This is a genomic window from Polyangium jinanense (genome assembly GCF_028435365.1).
Genome location: NZ_JAGTJJ010000090.1, coordinates 15,166 through 34,158, shown reverse-complemented (window position 1 = coordinate 34,158; position 18,993 = coordinate 15,166). Strand labels below are relative to the sequence as shown.

15 protein-coding genes are annotated in these 18,993 nt (G+C 69.4%); 8 read left to right on the top strand and 7 right to left on the bottom strand.

Annotated features, from left to right (window positions below):
• Positions 1-137: 137 nt before the first annotated feature.
• Positions 138-1,076: a TIGR01777 family oxidoreductase gene (locus KEG57_RS51475; protein ID WP_272427102.1), complete on the bottom strand. Its 939-nt coding sequence runs from the start codon at positions 1,074-1,076 to the stop codon at positions 138-140.
• A 17-nt stretch (positions 1,077-1,093) separates the two neighbouring features.
• Here KEG57_RS51475 and KEG57_RS51470 point away from each other — a divergent pair, with 17 nt between their 5' ends.
• Complete coding sequence (locus KEG57_RS51470) at positions 1,094-2,185, top strand: hypothetical protein (RefSeq protein ID WP_272427103.1); 1,092 nt, start codon at positions 1,094-1,096, stop codon at positions 2,183-2,185.
• On the opposite strand, the gene KEG57_RS51465 is transcribed toward KEG57_RS51470, so the two are convergent.
• The gene (locus tag KEG57_RS51465) at positions 2,166-2,993 is read right to left on the bottom strand and encodes a fatty acid desaturase (protein WP_308215673.1); all 828 of its coding nucleotides are present in this window, start codon (positions 2,991-2,993) and stop codon (positions 2,166-2,168) included. The genes KEG57_RS51470 and KEG57_RS51465 overlap by 20 nt on opposite strands.
• Before the next feature lie 305 nt (positions 2,994-3,298).
• Between KEG57_RS51465 and KEG57_RS51460 the strand changes: the two genes are divergently transcribed.
• From KEG57_RS51460 to KEG57_RS51450, 3 genes are all read left to right on the top strand, one after another.
• A complete protein-coding gene (locus KEG57_RS51460; protein ID WP_272427106.1) occupies positions 3,299-3,763 on the top strand; it encodes a hypothetical protein in 465 nt (154 codons plus the stop codon).
• A gap of 112 nt (positions 3,764-3,875) precedes the next feature.
• Positions 3,876-4,649: a phosphocholine cytidylyltransferase family protein gene (locus tag KEG57_RS51455; protein WP_272427108.1), complete on the top strand. Its 774-nt coding sequence runs from the start codon at positions 3,876-3,878 to the stop codon at positions 4,647-4,649.
• Between the two features lie 67 nt (positions 4,650-4,716).
• A complete protein-coding gene (locus KEG57_RS51450) occupies positions 4,717-5,445 on the top strand; it encodes an aquaporin (protein WP_272427110.1) in 729 nt (242 codons plus the stop codon).
• 8 nt (positions 5,446-5,453) lie between these two features.
• Here KEG57_RS51450 and KEG57_RS51445 read toward each other — a convergent pair whose 3' ends face one another.
• Positions 5,454-6,422, bottom strand: coding sequence for a potassium channel family protein (locus KEG57_RS51445; RefSeq protein ID WP_272427112.1), 969 nt, complete (start codon positions 6,420-6,422; stop codon positions 5,454-5,456).
• Positions 6,423-6,490: 68 nt separating this feature from the next.
• Positions 6,491-8,602 carry an elongation factor G gene (gene fusA / locus KEG57_RS51440; protein WP_272427113.1) on the bottom strand — a complete coding sequence of 704 codons (2,112 nt, stop codon included), beginning with the start codon at positions 8,600-8,602 and terminating at the stop codon, positions 6,491-6,493.
• A 212-nt stretch (positions 8,603-8,814) separates the two neighbouring features.
• Between fusA and KEG57_RS51435 the strand changes: the two genes are divergently transcribed.
• Positions 8,815-9,138, top strand: a complete 324-nt coding sequence (locus KEG57_RS51435; RefSeq protein WP_272427114.1) for a transcriptional regulator — start codon at positions 8,815-8,817, stop codon at positions 9,136-9,138.
• 14 nt (positions 9,139-9,152) lie between these two features.
• Here the strand turns inward: KEG57_RS51435 and KEG57_RS51430 are convergent, their stop codons facing one another.
• The gene (locus tag KEG57_RS51430) at positions 9,153-10,784 is read right to left on the bottom strand and encodes a DNA polymerase/3'-5' exonuclease PolX (protein ID WP_272427115.1); all 1,632 of its coding nucleotides are present in this window, start codon (positions 10,782-10,784) and stop codon (positions 9,153-9,155) included.
• A 93-nt stretch (positions 10,785-10,877) separates the two neighbouring features.
• On the opposite strand from KEG57_RS51430, the gene KEG57_RS51425 reads away from it, so the two are divergent.
• The 3 genes from KEG57_RS51425 to KEG57_RS51415 all read left to right on the top strand — a co-directional run bounded on the left by KEG57_RS51425 (position 10,878) and on the right by KEG57_RS51415 (position 15,357).
• Complete coding sequence (locus KEG57_RS51425; RefSeq protein ID WP_272427116.1) at positions 10,878-12,086, top strand: glycoside hydrolase family 113; 1,209 nt, start codon at positions 10,878-10,880, stop codon at positions 12,084-12,086.
• 130 nt (positions 12,087-12,216) lie between these two features.
• Positions 12,217-12,927 carry a hypothetical protein gene (locus KEG57_RS51420; RefSeq protein ID WP_272427118.1) on the top strand — a complete coding sequence of 237 codons (711 nt, stop codon included), beginning with the start codon at positions 12,217-12,219 and terminating at the stop codon, positions 12,925-12,927.
• A gap of 126 nt (positions 12,928-13,053) precedes the next feature.
• A complete protein-coding gene (locus KEG57_RS51415; protein ID WP_272427120.1) occupies positions 13,054-15,357 on the top strand; it encodes a lamin tail domain-containing protein in 2,304 nt (767 codons plus the stop codon).
• 62 nt (positions 15,358-15,419) lie between these two features.
• Here KEG57_RS51415 and KEG57_RS51410 read toward each other — a convergent pair whose 3' ends face one another.
• Positions 15,420-17,714 carry a lytic transglycosylase domain-containing protein gene (locus tag KEG57_RS51410; protein ID WP_272427121.1) on the bottom strand — a complete coding sequence of 765 codons (2,295 nt, stop codon included), beginning with the start codon at positions 17,712-17,714 and terminating at the stop codon, positions 15,420-15,422.
• Positions 17,715-17,809: 95 nt separating this feature from the next.
• A complete protein-coding gene (locus KEG57_RS51405; protein WP_272427124.1) occupies positions 17,810-18,778 on the bottom strand; it encodes a hypothetical protein in 969 nt (322 codons plus the stop codon).
• Between the last annotated feature and the right edge of the window lie 215 nt (positions 18,779-18,993).

The following is an 18,993-nucleotide window of genomic DNA, read 5'->3' as shown; positions in this document are numbered from 1 at the left end:
TGGACTCATGGACGGCGCGCTTCGGGGGGAGCGTCTCAACAGGCCGTCCCGGCCCCCGGGAAGTTGCTGCTCGACAAGGTCGACTTCTCGGCGACTCCCGGCGGCCGGCGTCTTTTGAGGCGCTTCGAGAGGCCGCCCTACGGCGTCAGGATCGACGCGAGCGCCGGAACGAGCGACGGGTACTGAAACACGTAGCCGAGCTCCTTGGCGCGTGCAGGCACGACACGTTGCCCCGTCGTGACCACCATCGAAGCCTCGCTGCCGAGCGCGACCTTCACCGCGGCCTCGGGCGTCGTGAACCACGAGGGCCTGCGCATCACGCGGCCGATCGCCGACGCGAGCTCCTTGCTCGTCGCAGGCTCGGGCGAGACGACGTTGATCGGTCCACGCGCGTGCGTGTCGTTCAGCGCGAGCAGCGCGAGGCCCACGACGTCCTCCGCGTGCACCCACGCGATCACCTGCGAGCCCGGCGCGATCGGCCCGCCTGCGAACATCTTGAAGGGCAGGAGCATCTTCTCCAGCGCGCCGCCGCCTTCTCCGAGCACGACGCCGATCCGCAGCATCACCGTGCGCACGCCGAGCGCCTCGGCCTTCGCCGCCTCGGCCTCCCATCGCGTCACCACGTCCGCGAGAAACCCTTCGCCGCGGCGGCTCGTCTCGTCGAGCGCCTCGTCCGGCGGCCTCGGCCCGTAGTAGCCGACGGCCGACGCGCACACGAACACCTCGGGCTTTTTCGCGGCGCGGCGGATGCCTTCCACGACGAGGCGCGTCGAGTCCACGCGGCTCGCGACGATCGCGCGGCGTGCTTCGTCGGTCCATCGCTGCGCGACGGGCTCGCCCGCGAGGTGGATGATCGCCGACGCGCGCCCGATCTCGTCGAGCCACGGACCTTCGTGCTCGGGATCCCACGCGACGGCCGTCGCGCCCGCGGGCAGCTTGCCTCGTGCTCGGTTGGGATCCCGCGTGAGCACTGTCACGCGGTCACCGCGCTGGAGAAGCGTCTCCGTGAGACGCCGACCGATGAACCCGGTGCCGCCCGTCAAAAGGACCGTCTTCACCACGGCGCTCTTTACCATGGTAAGAGGCTACGGACATGGAACTCGAGGTCTTCCGCAAGCTCCCGCTCGGCGGCACCGATCGCCGCGCCATCGTCCAAGCGCTGGCCCAGGATGGCCCTCGCGTCGCGCGCGAGCTCTTCGCCGCGCAGCGAGCCATGATCAAGCCGCGTGGCGCGAACCTCGCGAAGGACACGGCCGTCGTCATCCTCGGCGGCTCGAACGGCATCACGCGGGCGCTCGCGGTGCAGCTCCTCTTCGGCGAGCGCGCGGCCGTCTTCGGCGTGCACTACGACAGCGAGAAGATGCAGATCGGCGGCCACCATGTCGCGGCGCTCGTCGAAGCGGCGACGGCCGAGGGGCTCACGGCGCGCTTCTGGAACGCGGACGCGACGAAGCCCGAGACCGTGGAGGAGGTCGTCGCGGCGCTCAAGGGCAACTACCGCGCGGTCCACCTCGTCAACGGCATCGCGGCGGGCGCGACGAAGCGGTACGTCGAGCATGGACCGACGAACGTGAAGGACATCGACGTCGCGTTCGATCCGATCCTGCAGGTCCCGGATTTCAGCCGACCGGAGAACATCCGGCGTGTCGGGCTCGTGGAGGTCGAGGTCGCGACGGACACGGACATCGACCGGACGAACCGGTTCATGGGCACCTCGTCGCTCCTCTGGGCCGAGCCGCTCGCGGCGGCGGGCCTCGTCGCGAAGGGCGAGAGCGTGGTCGCGTTCTGCGATTACGATTTCGAGCCCGACGATCCGGTTTATGCGATGGGCCCGCTCGCGGGGGCGAAGAAGCTTCAGCGCCAGACGATGCAGGAGATTCACGATCGGTTCGGGGCGCGAACGGTGCGGCTCTGTTATCCGGCCGTGGCCACGACGGCGCTCGGCGCGATCCCCGGCGGATTGCTCATGTACGGCCTGTCGGCGCAGATCCTGAAAGAGCGCGGGCAATACCAGGATGTGCTCGAGCTCGGGGCGGCGACCGCGCCGATCTTCGCGCCGGACTTCCAGAGCACGATCTTCCGCCTCGACGAGGCCTATCAAGCGGCCCTGCCCGAGTTCCACCGGCGAAAGGACGCGCTTTCGCCGGAGAACCTGCGCGACGCATTCACGTCGCTGTATCGATGACGGGCGAAACCTCCGGGGTCGGCTCATAACGGCCGACCTGGAGGTGCTCGCCGAGGTCGATGATCTTCAGGAAGGCGAGCAAGCGGATGACGTGCCACGTCGGGTCGAGCTCCCAGGCGCGCACGGCGAAGTTCGGCGCCTGGCCGAAACGGTGGTGGTTGTTCTGGAAGAGCTCGCCCATCGTCACGAAATCGAACGGCAGCGTATTGCGCGAGTCGTCCTTGCTATCGAAATTCCGGTATCCATACCGGTGACCGCACCAGTTCACGATCGCGCCGTGAATGACGCCCATCAGGAAGTGCGCGGGCAAGAGCAAGAATTGCCACCAGGCGGTCGCGAACACGAGATAAAAAACGACGTACGCCGTGCCCCAGGCGAGCCGGCCCGGCCAATCGCCGCCGATGCGGTCGACGAGGTCCCACTCGGGATATCCGCCGTCGAACTTCGGCTCGGGCGTCTCGATGCGATAAGCGAGGTCGTGATAACGCGTCCTCGTCCCCCACATCATCGCGAACGGATTGCCGGTATGGCGTGGTGAATGCGGATCCCGCTCGGTGTCGCTGTAGGCGTGGTGATGCCGGTGCAGGATCGCATAAGCTCGCGGGACGAGGTACGAGGAGCCCTGCGCGATGAACGTGAGCAGATAAAAGAAGCGCTCCCAGCCCTTGCTCATCGTGAACATGCGGTGGGAGGCATAGCGGTGCAGGAAAAACGTCTGGCAGAATATGGACAACGTCCAGTGCCCGACGAAGAACAGCGCGATTGCCATGCCTCCGTGGTAGGCGAGGCGGGGCGCGCGCTCCGTCACGGCTGGGTCATCTTTCGGTCGGTCCAGAGACAGCGCGCCGGTGGGAAGCACGGAAACCACCTCGGCCCGGCTCCGCGTCGTGATCATGTTTCAAGCGTTGAATGCGTCCCGAGCACCCTCGTCCAAGCCATTTGGCCAAGCGGCGATCGGGGACCCGAGCCCGTTCGCGCGCGGAGGCTTGCTTGCTTCCGATGCTTCGCTCGGCCCCGTCGTGGGGCCCTTGCCCCCGGTTGGCCCCGGCGGAGAGCTCTGCTAGCCTCGGCACGTCCTTGTCGAACTCGGGTGCTTACCTGGGAGGAACTCGAATGAAGATCCGATTCTTTGCGATGCTTGGTGCAGTGGCTTGTATGGCGTTGACGACGGCGTGTGTGGTCGTCGACAACACCGGCGCCGGCGGCGCCGGCGGTGATGGCGGCGCCGGTCCGGGCGTCGGCGGCAACGGCGGCTCGGGCGGCGGCGCGGGCGGCATGGGCGGCACGGGCGGCGCGGGCGGCGGAACGCCGTGCGAGAAGCCGGCGTCGGGCATGGAATGCTACACGTGCGCCGAGTTCGTGACGGTCGAGCTGTGCGCCGGCATGACGGTGTGTGAGGATGTCAAGGACATCTACACGGCGCTCTACGACTGCACGTGCTCCGACATGGGCGCGTGCCAGGAGCCGTGCAAGGACTACTGCGGCGGCACGGCCGATCCGAGCGGGGAATGCCAGACCTGCATTCTCGACTCCGCCGCGGGCTGCGGCGCAGAGTTCGGAGCTTGCTCGGGTAACTGATCCGAACGAGCACGACCGTTCTGGAAGCGAGCGGCCTCCGGTTCTCCGGGGCCGCTCGCGGCCTTTTGTGCGCCAAGGACGCCGGCCCGAAGGCGTGCTAACGAGCCGGCCCGTGAAGGCCATCATCATCGGCGCGGGCCGCGGCAGCCGGCTCCGCCACATGACCGAAGAGATCCCGAAGACCCTGGTCCCCGTCCTCGGACGCCCGATGCTCGACGGCATCCTCGAGGCGCTCGCCGCCGGCGGCTTCTCCCGCAAGGACATCATCTTCATCTGCGGCTACAAGGCCGAGGTCATAAAGGCGCGTTACCCCGACCTGACCTACGTCGAGAACACGCGCTGGGAGCACAACAACATCCTGGCCTCGCTGCTCTGCGCCCGCGAGCACCTCGCCGAGGGCTTCGTGTCCACGTACGCGGACATCGTCTACCGCCCCGAGATCGCCCGGGACCTCGTGCGCGCGCCCTGGGACATCACGCTCGCCTGCGACACGGACTGGCGGAGGCGCTACCTGGGCCGCTCGCAGCACCCGGAGACCGACGCGGAGAAGATGCGGGCCGACGACCGGCGCGTCGTGGAGCTCTCCCGGCGGATCGTGTCGGAGCAGGCGGCGGGCGAGTTCATCGGGGTGATGAAGCTGTCGGCCGAAGGAGCGGGGCGGTTCGTGCGCGCCTACGACGAGGCGAAGGCCGCGCACCCGGAGGGCGTGTTCCGGGAGGGGCGCACGTTCGAGAAGGCGTACCTGATCGACCTCTTGCAGCACATGCTGGAGCGGGGCGAGGCGATGCACCGCGTGGACACGTTCGGCGGATACATGGAGATCGATACCGTCGAGGATGCTTCGCTCGCCGCGTCGTGGTGGAGCGGAGGCCGGACGGACGGCTGAAATCGCGGCGCGCGGGGAACTCCGGCCCGGCCCTGGGTTACGCTTCGGGGCAGGAAGGAGGCGCGAGGTGCGGCGAGCTTGGGCCGAGGGCGTGGGAACGTTCATCGTGGTCTTCGCGGGGTGCGGGGCGGCAGCCGTGGGCGGGGCGGCGCTCGGGACGATCGGGATCGCCCTCGCGTTCGGGATCGCGTTCGCCGCGGCCGCGCTCGCGCTCGGGCCGGTGAGCGGGGCGCACCTGAACCCGGCCGTCACGGTGGCGGCCGCGCTCGCCGGGCGGATGCGAGCGCGTGAGGTGCTGCCGTACGTCGCGGCGCAGGTCGCGGGCGCGACAGCGGGTGTTGGGCTCGCCGTGACGATCGCACGCGGCCGACCGGGCGGGGCGCCGGGCGTGCTCGAGGCGCTCTCCGGCGGGTTCGGGCGGCACTCGCCCGGGTTCTACGGCGCGAACGCCGCGCTCGCCGCGGAGATCGGGCTCTCGGCGATCCTCGCGTTCGTGCTTCTCGGCGCGACGCACCACGCGCGGCCGGCCGTGCAGCATGCGTTGCCAGCGGCGGCGGGTGGTGCGGGCATGACGCTCGTGCACCTCGTGGGCATGCCCGTCACGGGCTTGCCGGCGCATCCAGCGCGCGCGCTCGGCGCGGCGCTCTGCGCGGGCGGGGTCGCGCTCGATCAGCTCTGGGTGTTCGTGCTCGGGCCGATCGTGGGGGGTGCGATCGCGGCGATGGCGCTCCGGGTTTTGTTTGCGCCCGAAACATCGGGCGAAGGTGCTCGGGCAAGAGCCGAGCGAGCGCGCTGATCCGTCCTTCAGCCGAGCTGGAAGCGGACCGCCGGCAGATCGACGGCGGCCGTGTCGACCACGAGCGTGTCGCCGCCGCGGATGACGTCGCGCGGTCGTACGGGTGCAAAGCTTTCGTCGGGATTCTTCCGGCGGCTCACGACACGGCAGGGCAACCGCTCTTCGAGATCCATCACCGTCGCCTCGGCGTGTGACGCGCCGACCTTCACCTCGGCCGTCACGCGCACGACGTCGTCGATGCGGTAGGCGGCGTGCACGCCCTCGTACGTCGCCTGAATCGCGATGAGCGGCGCGGAGAGCGCGCTCGTCGAGAACGACTGATCGAGCCCGAGCGCGCCGCCGACCTTCCCCGCGAGCCGCTGATCGAACATGCGCATCACCACGCGCACGCTCGGGTTCATGCGCTTCGCGTCGAGCGCGATCTCCAGGTTCGCGAGGTCGTCGCTCGTCGCGCACACGACGGCCTTCGCGCGCTTGGCGCCGACCTTCTCGAGCAGCTCGTCGCGACGCGCGTCGCCGATGTGCACGGGCACGCCCTTCTCGCGCACCTCTTCGAGGAAGCCTTTCGCGTCGTTCTGCTCGATCGCCACCACGTCCTCGCCGAGGATGCAGAGCTCCTCGATCACGCGGTAGCCCACGTGCCCGACGCCGCACACCACGACGTGCCCGTTCATCATGTCGGTCATGATCGAGGTCCACACCTCCCGCCGCGTCGCGAGGTCGAAGAGCGACGCGCCGATCTTGAAGACGCCCTGCGCGAGCAGGAAGAGGCCCGCGAGCGGGGTCAACCAGAAGACGGCGCGCGCGACGGGCGTGTGAGGAAAAGGCTCGGTCGGCTCGAAGACGAGCAACGTCCAGAGCGACCAGACGGTCTCGGTGAAGTCGGGCAGAGGCTCGCCGCCGCGCCGGAGATCCCAGCGCAGGACGAGTGTCGCGACGATGAGGTAGAGGGCGGCGTAGAGGAGGGGCGGCCCCATGCGCCGCAGGACGTAGCCTGCGGCGGCGATGCGGAGCCTTACCGATCGGAAGCGACGGCGCTTCGAGATCAGTCTTCCTCTTCCGTGACCTTGAAGCCGCTGTCCTTGATGACCTTGTCCTGGACCATCGGCGGGCAGATCGCGAGGTGGTCGACGCTCATCGAGAACGTGCCCTTGCCCTGCGTCATGCTCTTCAGCTTCGACTCGTACTCGAGCACCTCGGAGAGCGGGACGTACGCGTTCACGATCGTCTGATCCTCGATCGTGTCCGTGCCGAGGATGCGGCCGCGGCGGCTGTTGATGTCGCCGATGACGTCACCCGTCGCCACGCTCGGCGCGACGACCTGCAGCTTCACGACCGGCTCGAGCAGCACCGCGCCCGCCTGCGCGGCGGCGGCCTTGAAGGCCTTGCTGCCGGCCATCTGGAAGGCCGCGTCGGACGAGTCGACGTCGTGGTACTTGCCGTCGTAGAGGCGCACCTTCAGGTCGACCAGCGGGAAGCCGGCGAGGAAGCCCTTCGCCATCGACTTCACGACGCCCTTCTCAACCGAGGGAATGAACTGCCGCGGGATCGCGCCGCCGACGACCGCGTCCTCGAAGACGAACCCGCCGCCACGCGGCATGGGCTCCATGTCGATGTAGCAAACGCCGAACTGGCCGTGGCCGCCGGTCTGCTTCTTGTGTTTGCCCTCGACCCCCGCGACGCGCTTCGTGATCGTCTCCTTGTAGGCGATGTGCGGCGCGCCGAGACGCGCATCGATGCCCACGCGGCGACGGATGCGCTCGACCGTGATCTCGAGGTGCAACGAGCCGAGGCCCGACACCACGAGCTCGCGCGTCGTCTCCTCGATCGACACCGTGAGGCCCGGATCCTCCTCGGTGAGCTTGTAGAGCGCCGTGCTCACCTTGTCCTCGGCGCCCTTGCCCTCGAACTTCACGCCGCGTGAGAACAGGGCCGGCGGAAGCTCCGGCGCCGTGAACTGGAACGCGTGCTTCTCATCGGACAGCGTCTGGCCGCTCAGCGTCGACTTGAGCTTCGCGAGCGCGACGATGTCGCCGGCCTTCGCCTCTTCGACGGCCTTCGCGTCCTTGCCGACGATGTTGAAGATCTTGCCGACGCGCTCGGCGTTGCCCGTCGATGCGTTCAAGAGCGAGCTGTCGGGCTTCAGCGTGCCCGAGAGGACACGCGCGAACGAGGTGCGGCCCGCGTGCGGATCGATCGAGGTCTTGAAGACGAACACCGCGGTCGGCGCGTCGGTCGAGCTCGGACGCTCGGCTGCAGCCGGCGCCACGCCGACCTTGCCGCCGGGCACCGTGCCCTTCCACGTCGGGTGCGCGGTGGGCGGCGGGATGAGCTCCACGATGCCGTCGAGCAACGCCGCGATGCCGCTCGGGCGCGTGCCCGACGCGAAGTACACGGGGACGACCTTGCCCTCGCGCACGGCGTCGCGCAGGCCCTGATCGAGCTCCTCCTGCGTGAGATCACCTTCGGTCAGGTACTTCTCGGTGAGCTCGTCGGTCGTCCCGGCGACGTCGTCGACGAGCCTTCCGCGGCCCGTATCGAGCACGCTCGCGAGGTCGGCCGGCACCGCGCTCGCTGCGATCGCGTTCGGCGCCTCGGGCTTGCCGATCCACGCCTTCTTCGTGCGCAGCGTGATGATGCCCTGGTAGTCGAGGCCCTCGCCAACGTGATGCTCCATCACGGCGAGAGGCGCCTTGAGGCGCGCCTTGATCTCGGCGACGACGTCGTCGGGCCGCGCGTTTTCCGCGTCGACCTTGGTGACGACGACGATCACCGGCAGGCCTTGCGCGCGCGCCCAACCGAAGACGCGCTCGGTGATCGGCTGCACGCCGTCCTTGCCGCTCACGACGAGGACCGCCGCGTCCACCGCGCCGAGCGCGAGACGCGTTTCGGCGAGGAAGCTGCCCTCGCCCGGCGTGTCCACGACGTTCACCTTTTTGCCGTTCCAGTTCAGGTAGGCAACGCTCGCTTCGAGCGAGCAGGCGTGGTCCTTCTCCTCGGCCGAGTCGTCGAGAATGCTCGACTTGTCGTCCACTTTGCCGAGCTTGGGCGTCGCCTTCGCCACGAAGAGCATGGCCTCGGCGAGCGACGTCTTGCCGGCTCCTTTGTGGCCGATCAGAGCAACGTTGCGAATGTCGCTGGGCGCGGTCGTCGTCATGGTCGGTTCCTGTCCACGCCCTCGCGCTCCCCTTGTCGCAGGGCGGATCTCCCCTCTACGCCTGTTCGGTCGCCCTTGCCAGGGGGATTGGGTTCGAAGCTCTGCGGTTTGCGCGCGGAGCCCGCGGGAGGACGGCAGCGCGGGCGAGTCCCTCGCAGACCGCCCCAGACGGGAGCGGGCTCGGGTAGCATCCGCGTCACGCGCGTCATCGCATGCAGGTCGCTCGTTTTGCCCTTCAGTTCGCCCTCGGGATCGCTCTGACCTACGCGCTTCAGCGCTGGGACAAGAGCCGCCTGTCCGAAGAGCAGCGGGAGCACGCCTGGAACGCGGCGACCTGGGGGGCGGCGCTCCTATGGTACGGGCCGCTCTGCATGCCGGCCTGGGGCTGGGTGACGCGGCGCGGAAAAGGGCGCCTGCACGGGCTCGTGGGCCTCGTGCTCGGCGTCGTCGTGACCGTGCTGATCGCTCTCGTGGCTCAGGTCGTGGACGAGGTGTTCGTCTGGGCCGCCGGATTGCCGCCGGACGCGCCGATGTGATGCTCGGGGCTTGATCAGCGGCGCGCGAGGAGCGTCTCGAACGCCTCGGCCGAGAGCGTGTTCGCGACGTCCTTGGCCTCGCACCAGCCGCGCCGGGCTTGATCGAAGCCGAAGCGGATGTGCGCGGCTTCGTCGGCGTTCGCCGCGCGGCTCGTGATGGCGATGCGCGCACCCGTGTCCTTGACGGCCCGCGCGTAGCCATCGGCGCCCGCGAGGAACGCGGGGCGCGCGTCGAGCCCGAGGAGCACGCCGTGCTCGCGGCAAACCTTCGCCACCGCCTCCACGTCGAACTGCTTGGGTTTGCCCCCGTTCGACGGACGCGCGAGCACGTGGATGCGCCCCGACTTCGCCGCGGCGACGAGCGCTTGCGTGAGCGATTTTTCGTCGAGGTCGGCCGCGTGGATCTCCCCGATCACGACGTCGACATCCTCGCTCGTCCCGATCGAACCATCCGCGCCGATGGGCACCACCGCGCCGGCGAAGAGCTTCACCTTGCCCGCGTGCTTCTGCGCGCGCTCGACGTCGTGTCGCGTCGCGCCGAGCACCACGAGCCACGCCGCGCCCTTCGCAGCGCATGCCGACGCGATCGCCGCGATGCCGTCTGCGTCGAGATTCCCCCCCACGAAGTCGCCACGCAGGTCCGCGCGCTCCACGAGCTTCGGCAGCTTTCCTTCCCGCGCCGCGTCGATCTCGCCGCGATCCTCGCGCAGCTCGGGCGGCACCCAGGCGAGCCCCACCGAGGCGAACACGTCCTCCTCGCGCTCGCCCGAGAGGCGTTTGTCCTCCTGGAACACGCCCCACTCGCTGATCTTGAGCTTCCGGCGAACGCCGAGCGTGCGGATCGCGATGTTGTGCGCCTTCGACCCCGTGAAGTAGTGCATCGCCGCGCCGAACGACGACGCAGGCACCACACGCAGATCGACCTGCAGCCCGCTCTTCAAGAGCACGCTCGTCTTCGTGTCGCCGTCCGCGAGCACCTTGTCCGTCGCGGGATCCGAGATGAGCTTCTTCCCGATCGCGACGCTCGCATCCGCCGCGACGAGGATGTCCACGTCGCCCACGTTGTCCCTGCGCCTGCGATAGCTCCCCGCGACCTCGATCTGCGAGACGCCCACGACCTCGCGCAGCCGCGCCACGATCGGCTCGACCTGCGCCTCCGCCTCCGCGAGCGAGATCCGCTTCCCGCGCGCCGCGCGCGCCGCGATGCCTTCCAGGATCTGCGCTTCGAGCTTCGGCCCGACGCCCTTCAGCGCGCGCAACCTTCCTTCGCGCGCGGCCTTTTCGAGCTCCTCGATCGTGTCGATCCCGAGCCCCTCGTGGATCGCCTTCGCGCGCTTCGGCCCGAGCCCGGGCAGCTCGAGCAGGTGGATCAAACTCTCCGGCGTGCGTGACTTCAGCTCGTGCAAAAGCGCGAGCTCCCCCGTCTCCGCGAGCTCGCGGATCTTGCCGGCGAGATCCTTGCCGATGCCCGGCAGCTCCTCCAGCGAGCCCGGCCCCTTGTCCGGGAGCGTGCTCACGGGCGAGGCGAGCGCGGAGACCGTGCGCGCGGCGCCTCGGTACGCGCGTACGCGGAACACGCTCGCGCCCTCGATCTCCAGGAGATCAGCAACCTGATCCAGCGTGCTCCCGATGGTTTCGTTGTCCATGTTCTTCCTCTTCGCTCGCCTGCTCGCGCCAGACCAGACGGCGAAAAGCAAACCACACGTCGGGTTTCTCGCGCTATATCCCCTCGCCGAACCGTGAGGACTCCCTTCGCCGCAGCAAGCCTGTTCGTCCTGGCCGCTGCCGCCCCCGCCATGGCTTCGGCCGCGCCCGTCGCCGCTCCGCGTGGCGCCGCTCTTCACGGCCCCACGGCCTGGGCCGACGCGTCGCGCGGCGGCATCCGCGGGATTACCATCGGCCCCATCGAGAGCCTCCGCCACGCCGGCAAGGGCTACGGCAGCCCGGCGAGCGGACGCGCGATGGACGAGGCCAAGGCGCTCGGATCCACATGGATCAGCCTCACGCCGTTCGGCCGCGTCTGGGACCTGAAACCGAACGGGATCGACCTCACCTTCGAGGCGCCGTTCGAGGAGAACCGCGCGAACGTCCTTCACGCGATGGCGCAGGCGCACGCGCGTGGCCTCAAGGTCTTCCTCGTGCCGCACCTCTGGGTCGAGACCGGCGGCTGGCGCGCGCTCATCGATCCGGGCGACGACGCGGCCTGGGAGCGCTGGGCCGCGGCGTACAAGCACTTCCTGCTCACCTGGGCCGAGATCGCGGCCGAGGGCGGCGCCGAGATGCTCAGCGTCGGCGTCGAGCTCCGCAGCTTCGTCACGACGGGCCGCGCCGCGCTGTTTTACCCGATCATCCAGGAGGTCCGCCGCGTCTACCCGGGCCTGCTCACCTACTCGGCGAACTGGGACGACGCCGAGGACACGCTCATCTTCGGCGAGCTCGACCTCGTCGGCATCAACGCGTTCTACCCGCTCGCCGACAAGGACGGCGCGGGACGCGAGGAGCTCTTCGCGGGCGGCCGCAAGGTCGCCGAGGGGATCGAGCGGCTCGCGGCGATGTGGGGCCGTCCCGTGGTGCTCACCGAAATCGGCTACACGACCCGCAAGGATCCGGCGATCCGGCCCTGGGAATGGCCCGACGGGATGAAGGACGTGACGATCGACGAGGAGGCCCAGGCCCTCGCGTACGAGGCGCTCATCGCGCCGCTGCTCGACAGCCGCTCGTGCGCGGGCTTCTTCGTGTGGCGGTATTACGCCGACCCGGACGACGTCTCGCAGGAGGCCGAGTGGGGCTTCTCCCCGCGCGGCAAGCTCGCCGAGCTCGTGCTCCGCGACGCCTTCACGGCGCGCTGGGCGGCGGATGGCCCCGCGATCAGGGGCGACAACCTGGGTAGGCACCGCGCCCGCACGCCGGGCTTCCTCGGCTGGGAGCTCTCGCCGCCTCTCTTTTGAGGTCCATCCTTTGGATGTCCGGCTTTTGGACGTCCGACGAAATCTGGCAAGCCGCTGGCACGGTTCTTCCTTGGCTCGTCGCTGATCGGCCAGCCCCTCGGGCCTGGCTCATGCTGGCACAGGAGTCCACATGATCCGACGAACCTTTTCTTACTGCTTTTCGGCCTTCACGTTCGCGGCGCTCTCGGTCACGGCCACGGGCTGCCTCTTCTTCGGCGCCGGCGGCGGCGCCTGCGAGGTCGACGGGAAGCAATTCTCCGTCGGCGAAGAATTCACGCCGGCCGGCGGCTGCAACACGTGCACCTGCCTCGCCGACGGCTCGACCTCGTGCACGCGATTGGCGTGCGTCACGAGCTGCACCCACAACGGCAAGGTCTTCAACGAGGGTGATACCTTCCCCGCGGACGACGGCTGCAATACGTGCACGTGCACGGCCGACGGCACGGTCGCGTGCACCGAGATGGGCTGCGCCGAGCCCGCGTGCATCGTCGACGGCATCGGCTACAACCCCGGCGACTCGTTCCCTTCGAGCGACGGGTGCAATACGTGCACGTGCACGGACGACGGCTCCGTCGCCTGCACCGAAAAGGCCTGCCTACCCTGCGAGTACGGCGGACAAACCTACCAGACCGGCGACTCGTTCCCCTCGACGGACGGCTGCAATACGTGCTCCTGCATGGCCGACGGCGCGGTCGCGTGCACCGAGAAGGCCTGCATCGCGTGCACTTACAACGGGCAAACCTACCAACCCGGAGATTCGTGGCAGGCGAGTGACGGTTGCAACACGTGCACGTGTAGCGACGATGGTCTCGTGGGTTGCACGAAGATCAACTGCCCGTAATCGTCCCGACGATCACCTGCGGCGTTTCCCCCGAACAACCCTCGTCTCCCGAAAAGCCTCTTTCATCCGCTCCGCACGCCTGGTAGGGCCCATCCCGGACGTGCGACATCGATGAGGAGTTGTTCCATGAAGCTTCGATCCCTTTCGGTGGCGGGGGTCCTCGCGGCGCTCGCCGTGGGCGCCGCCGGTTGTAGCGACGAACCGTCGCAAAACACGACGACCTCGTCGTCGAGCACGGGCGGCAACGGCGGCGAGGGCGGCCAGGGCGGCGTCGGCGGCCAGGGCGGCGCGGGCGGCGTCGGCGGGGCCGGCGGCCAGGGCGGCGCGGGCGGCATCGGCGGCGCGGGCGGCCAGGGCGGCGCTGGTGGAGCCGGCGGCCAGGGCGGCGCAGGCGGTCAGGGCGGCGCAGGTGGTGCCGGCGGCCAGGGCGGCGCGGGCGGGGTCGGCGGAGGAAATCCGGCCGAGGTCTGCGACAACACGACGGACGACGACGGCGACGGCGACATCGACTGCGACGACGCCGACTGCGCGGCGGCGTGTACCGAGCTCTGCGCGGGCGGCGGAGACGAGGACAACGACGGCGACATCGATTGCGCCGACGCCGACTGCGCGATGGCGCCCGCGTGCGGCAAGCTCGTCATCAACGAGATCGATTACGACCAGGCGAACGCCGATACGGCCGAGTTCATCGAGATCTACAATGCCGGAGGCGACGTGATGCTCGACGGCGTCGAGGTCTTGCTCGTCAATGGCACGGGCGCGGGCGGCGCGGACGTCGTTTATGGCACCCCGTTCAAGCTCTCCGGCATGCTCGCCGCCGGCGGATACGTCGTGATTGCTTCGTCGGGCGTGATGAACATCGATCCGGCCGCAATCGTCGTGTCCTTGCCGAATCCGATGGACAACATCCAGAACGGCGCGCCGGACGGGGTCGCGCTGTTCGATACGAAGACGAACACGCTGCTCGACGGGCTCTCGTACGAGAACGGCACGCCGGACGGCCAGGTCACGGCCGTCATGCTCGGCGGCCAGACGTTCTCGCTGGTCGCGGGCACCGCGACGACCGCGTTCGATAACCAGGCCGCAGCCTCGCCGATCCGCTCGATGATCCGCTACCCGAACGGGCAGGACACGAGCGACGACAGCGTCGACTGGCGCGCGACCACGCAGATCACGCCCGGCGCCGCGAACGTCGCGACGGCTGAGGTCTGCGATACGGCCATGCTGGACGAGGACGCGGACAACCTCATCGACTGCGCCGATCCGGATTGCGCGATGGCGCCTCAGTGCGTCGAGACCTGCGACAACATGAAGGACGACGACGGCGACATGATGGTCGATTGCGCCGATCCCGACTGCGCCGCGGCTCCCGCGTGTTTGCCGCAGGAGAACTGCGGCAACATGATGGACGACGATGGCGACATGGCGACCGACTGCGCCGACACCGATTGCGCCGGCAAGTCGTGCGGGGCGAACGGCCTCGTCTGCGAGGCCATGACGATGGCCTGCGCCTGCCCGGGCGGCATGACGATGGAAATGGCCTGCGCCGACCTCGTCGACGACGATTGCGACGGCCTGGTCGACTGCGCCGACACGGATTGCGCGGGCAACATGGCTTGCCTCGCCCAGAACGTGACATCGGTCGATTACCAGGTCATCGCGCACGGCGGCAAGCTCGTCGTCAAGGGCAATGGCTTCACGGGCGCGACGGCGGTGAAGATCGGCGGCGTTGATCAGACGTTCACGATCGACAGCAACACGCAGATCACGATCACGAGCGTGCCCGACACGACGCCGATCGCGCTGCAGGACCTCGTCGTCACCGCGCCGAGCGGCGACACGGCGCCGTTCCAGGTGACGGTGATTCACCTGATCATCAACGAGTTCGACACGGATCAGATGGGCACGGACGCCGCGGAGTTCGTCGAGATCACGACGGGCGTGCCGAACGTGAGCCTCGCGGGCTACACGCTCGTCCTCTACAATGGCAACGGCGACGTGTCGTACCTGCCCGTGACGGGTTTGAATGGCACGACGGACGCGAATGGCATGCTGCTCGTCGGCAGCCCGGGGATGACGCCCGCGCCGGCCATCGCTTTCAGCTCGACCAGCGTGATCCAGAATGGCCAGGACGCGATCGCGATTTACCAGGCTGCTCCGGCGTCGTTCCCCTCGGGCACGGCGGTCACGGCGAACGGCCTCATCGACGTGCTCGTGTATTCCACGGGGCAAACGGCCGACGCCGGCCTGCTCGACGTGCTCATCGGGCCCGCGGGCACGCCGGGCCGCACGCAGGTGAGCGAAGGCTCGGGCGGCACGCAGGAGACGCAATCGATCCAGCGCTGCGGCGACGGCCGCAAGAATGGCGACAAGTTCAAGGTCGGGCAACCCACGCCCGGCGCGGCGAACAACGTCATGGCCTGCCCGTGACATCCGCGCGGGGGCTCGATTCCGATCGAGCCCCTCGCCTCCCCTCCCCGCCCCCGGCTCTCTCAATACGCGTCCGGCGGCACCTCGACGTCGACCGGCACGTCCAGCACGAGCGGCGCGACGGCCGCGTCGCCGCCTTCCATCCATTGATACCGCGCGAGGTTGCCGAGCACGCGCGCCACGTAATTGCGCGTCTCGTCGTAGGGAATCCGCGCGACCCAGAGATCCGCCTCCGCGTCCACGCCCGGCCGCATCCATTGCCCCACGGCCCGCGGACCCGCATTGTAGGAGGCCACCGCGAGGACCGGGTTTTTCCGGAACGTCTTCAGCAGCTTGCCGATGTAATACGAGCCGAGCCGCAGATTCACGTGCGGGCTCTTGAGCCGCGTCGGCTCGAAGCTCATGCCGACCTCGGCCGCGGCTTTCTCCGCCGTCTTCGGCATGAGCTGGAGGAGGCCCACGGCGAACACCGGCGACAGCGCCTCCTGATCGAATGCGCTCTCCTGCCGCATGAGCGAATGCACGAGCCCGCGGGGCACCTCGTGCTCGGCTTCGAGCTTCTGCACCTCGTCGAGGTACGGCCGCGGATAGAGGCACTCCCAGGCCCAGCGATCGGCCTCGCCCGGCGCGCGGAGGAGGTGCGGCATTCCGACCTGCGCCACGCCCACCCGATAACGACGCCGCGCATGCGCGAGCTTGCCGTACATGCCACAAAGCGCCTCGGCCTCGCGCCCGGCGAAACGCGCGGCCGCTTCGCGCTCGAACGGGACGAGGCGCCCCTCGGCCTCGGCGTCGAGCCCGATCGAGACCAGGAGCCGCGCCGGATCGGGCAAATCGAGGTCGAGCGGATACGCGGGGCGCGGGGCCGCGGGCTCGATCAGGGGCGGCAAAGGCGCGCCCGCGGCGGCGAGGCGCGAACGGGCGGCGAGCGCGGCGAAGGAGAGCGGGAACGTGCGGGCGACCTCGGTCCAGATGCGGACAGCCTCGTCGCGGTTGCCGGCGCGGAAGGCGGCGAGCCCCTCGAGCTCGCGGAGCTTTTGCGCCTCCTCGGGCTTTTTCGCGGCCTTGGCGAGCTTGCCTAGCGTCTTTTGCGCGACCTTCGGCTGCCCGGCCGAGAGATACGCAAGCGCCTGCTCGTATTCGGCATCCTCGCGGTAGACGCCTTTCGGGAAGAGCGCGAGATAACGCGTGTACAGCGGCGCGGCCTCGTCGTAACGGCCGCGGAGGAGCAGCCAGCGCGCGGCCTGATAAAGCGAGCGCTCGGCCCAGCTATTTTTCTTGTATCGGGAGGCGAGGTCGAGCCAGCGCTTGATCGCCTCGTCGGCCTGTCCTCCGCGGGCAAGCGCGTTCGCCGACTGGTACATCGCCTCGACCTTGCGCGGGCCGGGCAACGTGGAGAGCACGCGGAAGGCTTTTTCGGCCTCGGGATAATCGCGCGCCTTGAGCTTCGCCTCGGCCCGCGCGTGGAGCACGTCGAGCAGCGGCACCGTTTTCTTTTTTTCGAGCTCGTCGAGGATCGGAATCGCCGATTCGGCCTGGCCTGCCCGCACGAGCGTGAGCGCGCGGGCGAGCTGATCCTTCGGCGCGAGCGATTGCTTCAGCCTACCCAGCGCGGCCGCGCCGGCCTCGCCTTCCGGCAAACCGGCGCCCTCGACCGCGAGCCAGCGCAGGTCGGCGGTCGCGATGGGCAAAAGGCCCTGGGCCTCGGCGATCCGGGCGCGGGCGGCCCGGAGGAGCGCATCGTCGCTCTTCTTGCGCGACCGCGCGGCCGCGGCGAGCGCGCGATCGAGAATCGACCGCGCCGGCGCGAGCTGCCCGTCCTTCTCCAGCGCGAGCGCGGCGCGGTAGAGGTCGGCCGGCGACCTCGACTTGCCGAAAAACGCCGCGGCTTCGGCGAAGGGCCCCGCCACGGACGCGGCCTCGGCGCGCCGGCGCACGATGTCGTCCGCGAGCAGCGGCAGCTCCTTGTCGAGCCCCGTGAAGAGCTCGACCGCGCGCGTCGCGTCGCCCCGCTCGAGCGCCACACGCCCCCGGAGGTAGCGCATCTCGGGCCGCTGCCGATCGACCTCGGGGAGCGCGTCGAGCTGCGCCTCGGCCTCGTCCCAGCGTTCGAGGCGCACGGCGTCGGCCCAGCGCGCGGGCGGCGTGGCGGGCGCAAGGGCGGCCGCGGTCGTGACGACGGCGACGGCCGTGGATGCGGGCGCGGCGGAGGCGGACGTGGCGGCCGACGCGGATGAGGACGGGCCGCCCTCGGCGCTCGACGTGGTCTCGCCGGGCATCGGCATCGAGCGCGCGCAGGCACCGAGGCCAAGCGCCCCGAGCCCGATGAGCCCCATCACGATTCGCCGCTGCACCACCCTCAGAGAGCTAGCAGGGGAGCGAGGGGGCCGGCAAGAAAGTCCCGCCTGTTTTTCCTTGAATTACATTACGAAATCTCAAACGGACACACCGATCAATCGAGCCCGGCAGCGATCCGGGCGATGGTCTCGCGGTCTTCCTCGAACAAAAACTCGTCGACTTCCTCGATCGACCCCACCTTCGCGGGGGCCACCCCGAGGCGCAGCGCCGCCGCGCGCGCCACGGCGGCCACGATCGGGTGCGGCGAGCTCGACAGGCGGAGGAGCTTCGGCGTGACATCCTTCGCGCCGAGCAAGGCCGCGCAGATCGCCGCGATCGGCCGCGGATCCGCCGAGCCCGGTACGTCGCCCGCGAGCGCGCGGCCGAGCACGGCCAAGGTCTCGGGCCCCGGTGCCCGCAGCAAAGCCCGGCGATAATCGCCCGCCGGCAGATGCAGCCGCGAAGCCCCCTGGCTCGTCGAGCAGAGCTCCTGCGCGTGCCGGAGCAGAAGGCCCACCACGGGCCCGAGCCCATCCTCGCCAAGGACGTCCATGCCGTCGAGATCCGTGGCCAAGGGCCGCGCCGCCTCGTCCGCGTAGGCATCGAGGTTCACCGTGAGCGACTCCAGGCCCACGGCCCCGACGGCGTGCCCGACGAGCACGTCATGCTCGGTCTGCACGGTCACCACGCTCGACACGATCGCGGGCGTTCCGCCGCGCAGTGTGTGCTTGACCGCGACATCGACCTTCCGAATGGCCGACCAGCGCAGGATCCGCGCCTCGGCGCCCGGGTCGACGAGCACGCCCCAGGGCACGATGGCCATGTTCACCTCGCGCGCTCCGGACGGCGCCCGCGGCCTTTGGATCTGCCGCACGAGGCCGACGGCGAACGCCGCGCCGCCGGCCACGGCGAGCCCGATTGGGAGGGATCCCGACGTGAGCGACCAGGCCGCCGTCTCCGGCCCGAGCGCGAGTCCGAGGCTGGAAAGCCCCACGGTGCCGGCGGCGATCGTCAGCGCCCGGAAGCTCGGCCCCGGGACGAGCCACACGTACCGAAAATCCGGCGGAGGAGCGTAACGCAGCACGACTTCTGGAAGAGTAAGCCGATCCTCGCCCCGGCGGAAGGCCCGAGCGGACCAATCATGGCATCCGGGTAGGATGGTCAGCCGGGATTCCAGATGTGATGGGATTTGGCATGCATGGAGGATGGTAATCGTAGATTCCAGCCGCGTCGAGGTCGTGCGTCCGTGAAGACGTGGATACGGAAAGGGTGATAGGGTCTGTTCATACGTGGATCCGG

Excerpts from the sequence above, each read along its gene's own strand:
- KEG57_RS51445 (WP_272427112.1), bottom strand. The coding sequence starts at position 6,422 with ATGGGGCCGCCCCTCCTCTACGCCGCCCTCTACCTCATCGTCGCGACA.
- KEG57_RS51435 (WP_272427114.1), top strand. The coding sequence starts at position 8,815 with ATGCAGGTCGCTCGTTTTGCCCTTCAGTTCGCCCTCGGGATCGCTCTG.
- KEG57_RS51475 (WP_272427102.1), bottom strand. The coding sequence starts at position 1,076 with ATGGTAAAGAGCGCCGTGGTGAAGACGGTCCTTTTGACGGGCGGCACC.
- KEG57_RS51420 (WP_272427118.1), top strand. The coding sequence starts at position 12,217 with ATGATCCGACGAACCTTTTCTTACTGCTTTTCGGCCTTCACGTTCGCG.
- KEG57_RS51460 (WP_272427106.1), top strand. The coding sequence starts at position 3,299 with ATGAAGATCCGATTCTTTGCGATGCTTGGTGCAGTGGCTTGTATGGCG.
- KEG57_RS51470 (WP_272427103.1), top strand. The coding sequence starts at position 1,094 with ATGGAACTCGAGGTCTTCCGCAAGCTCCCGCTCGGCGGCACCGATCGC.
- KEG57_RS51415 (WP_272427120.1), top strand. The coding sequence starts at position 13,054 with ATGAAGCTTCGATCCCTTTCGGTGGCGGGGGTCCTCGCGGCGCTCGCC.
- fusA (WP_272427113.1), bottom strand. The coding sequence starts at position 8,602 with ATGACGACGACCGCGCCCAGCGACATTCGCAACGTTGCTCTGATCGGC.
- KEG57_RS51430 (WP_272427115.1), bottom strand. The coding sequence starts at position 10,784 with ATGGACAACGAAACCATCGGGAGCACGCTGGATCAGGTTGCTGATCTC.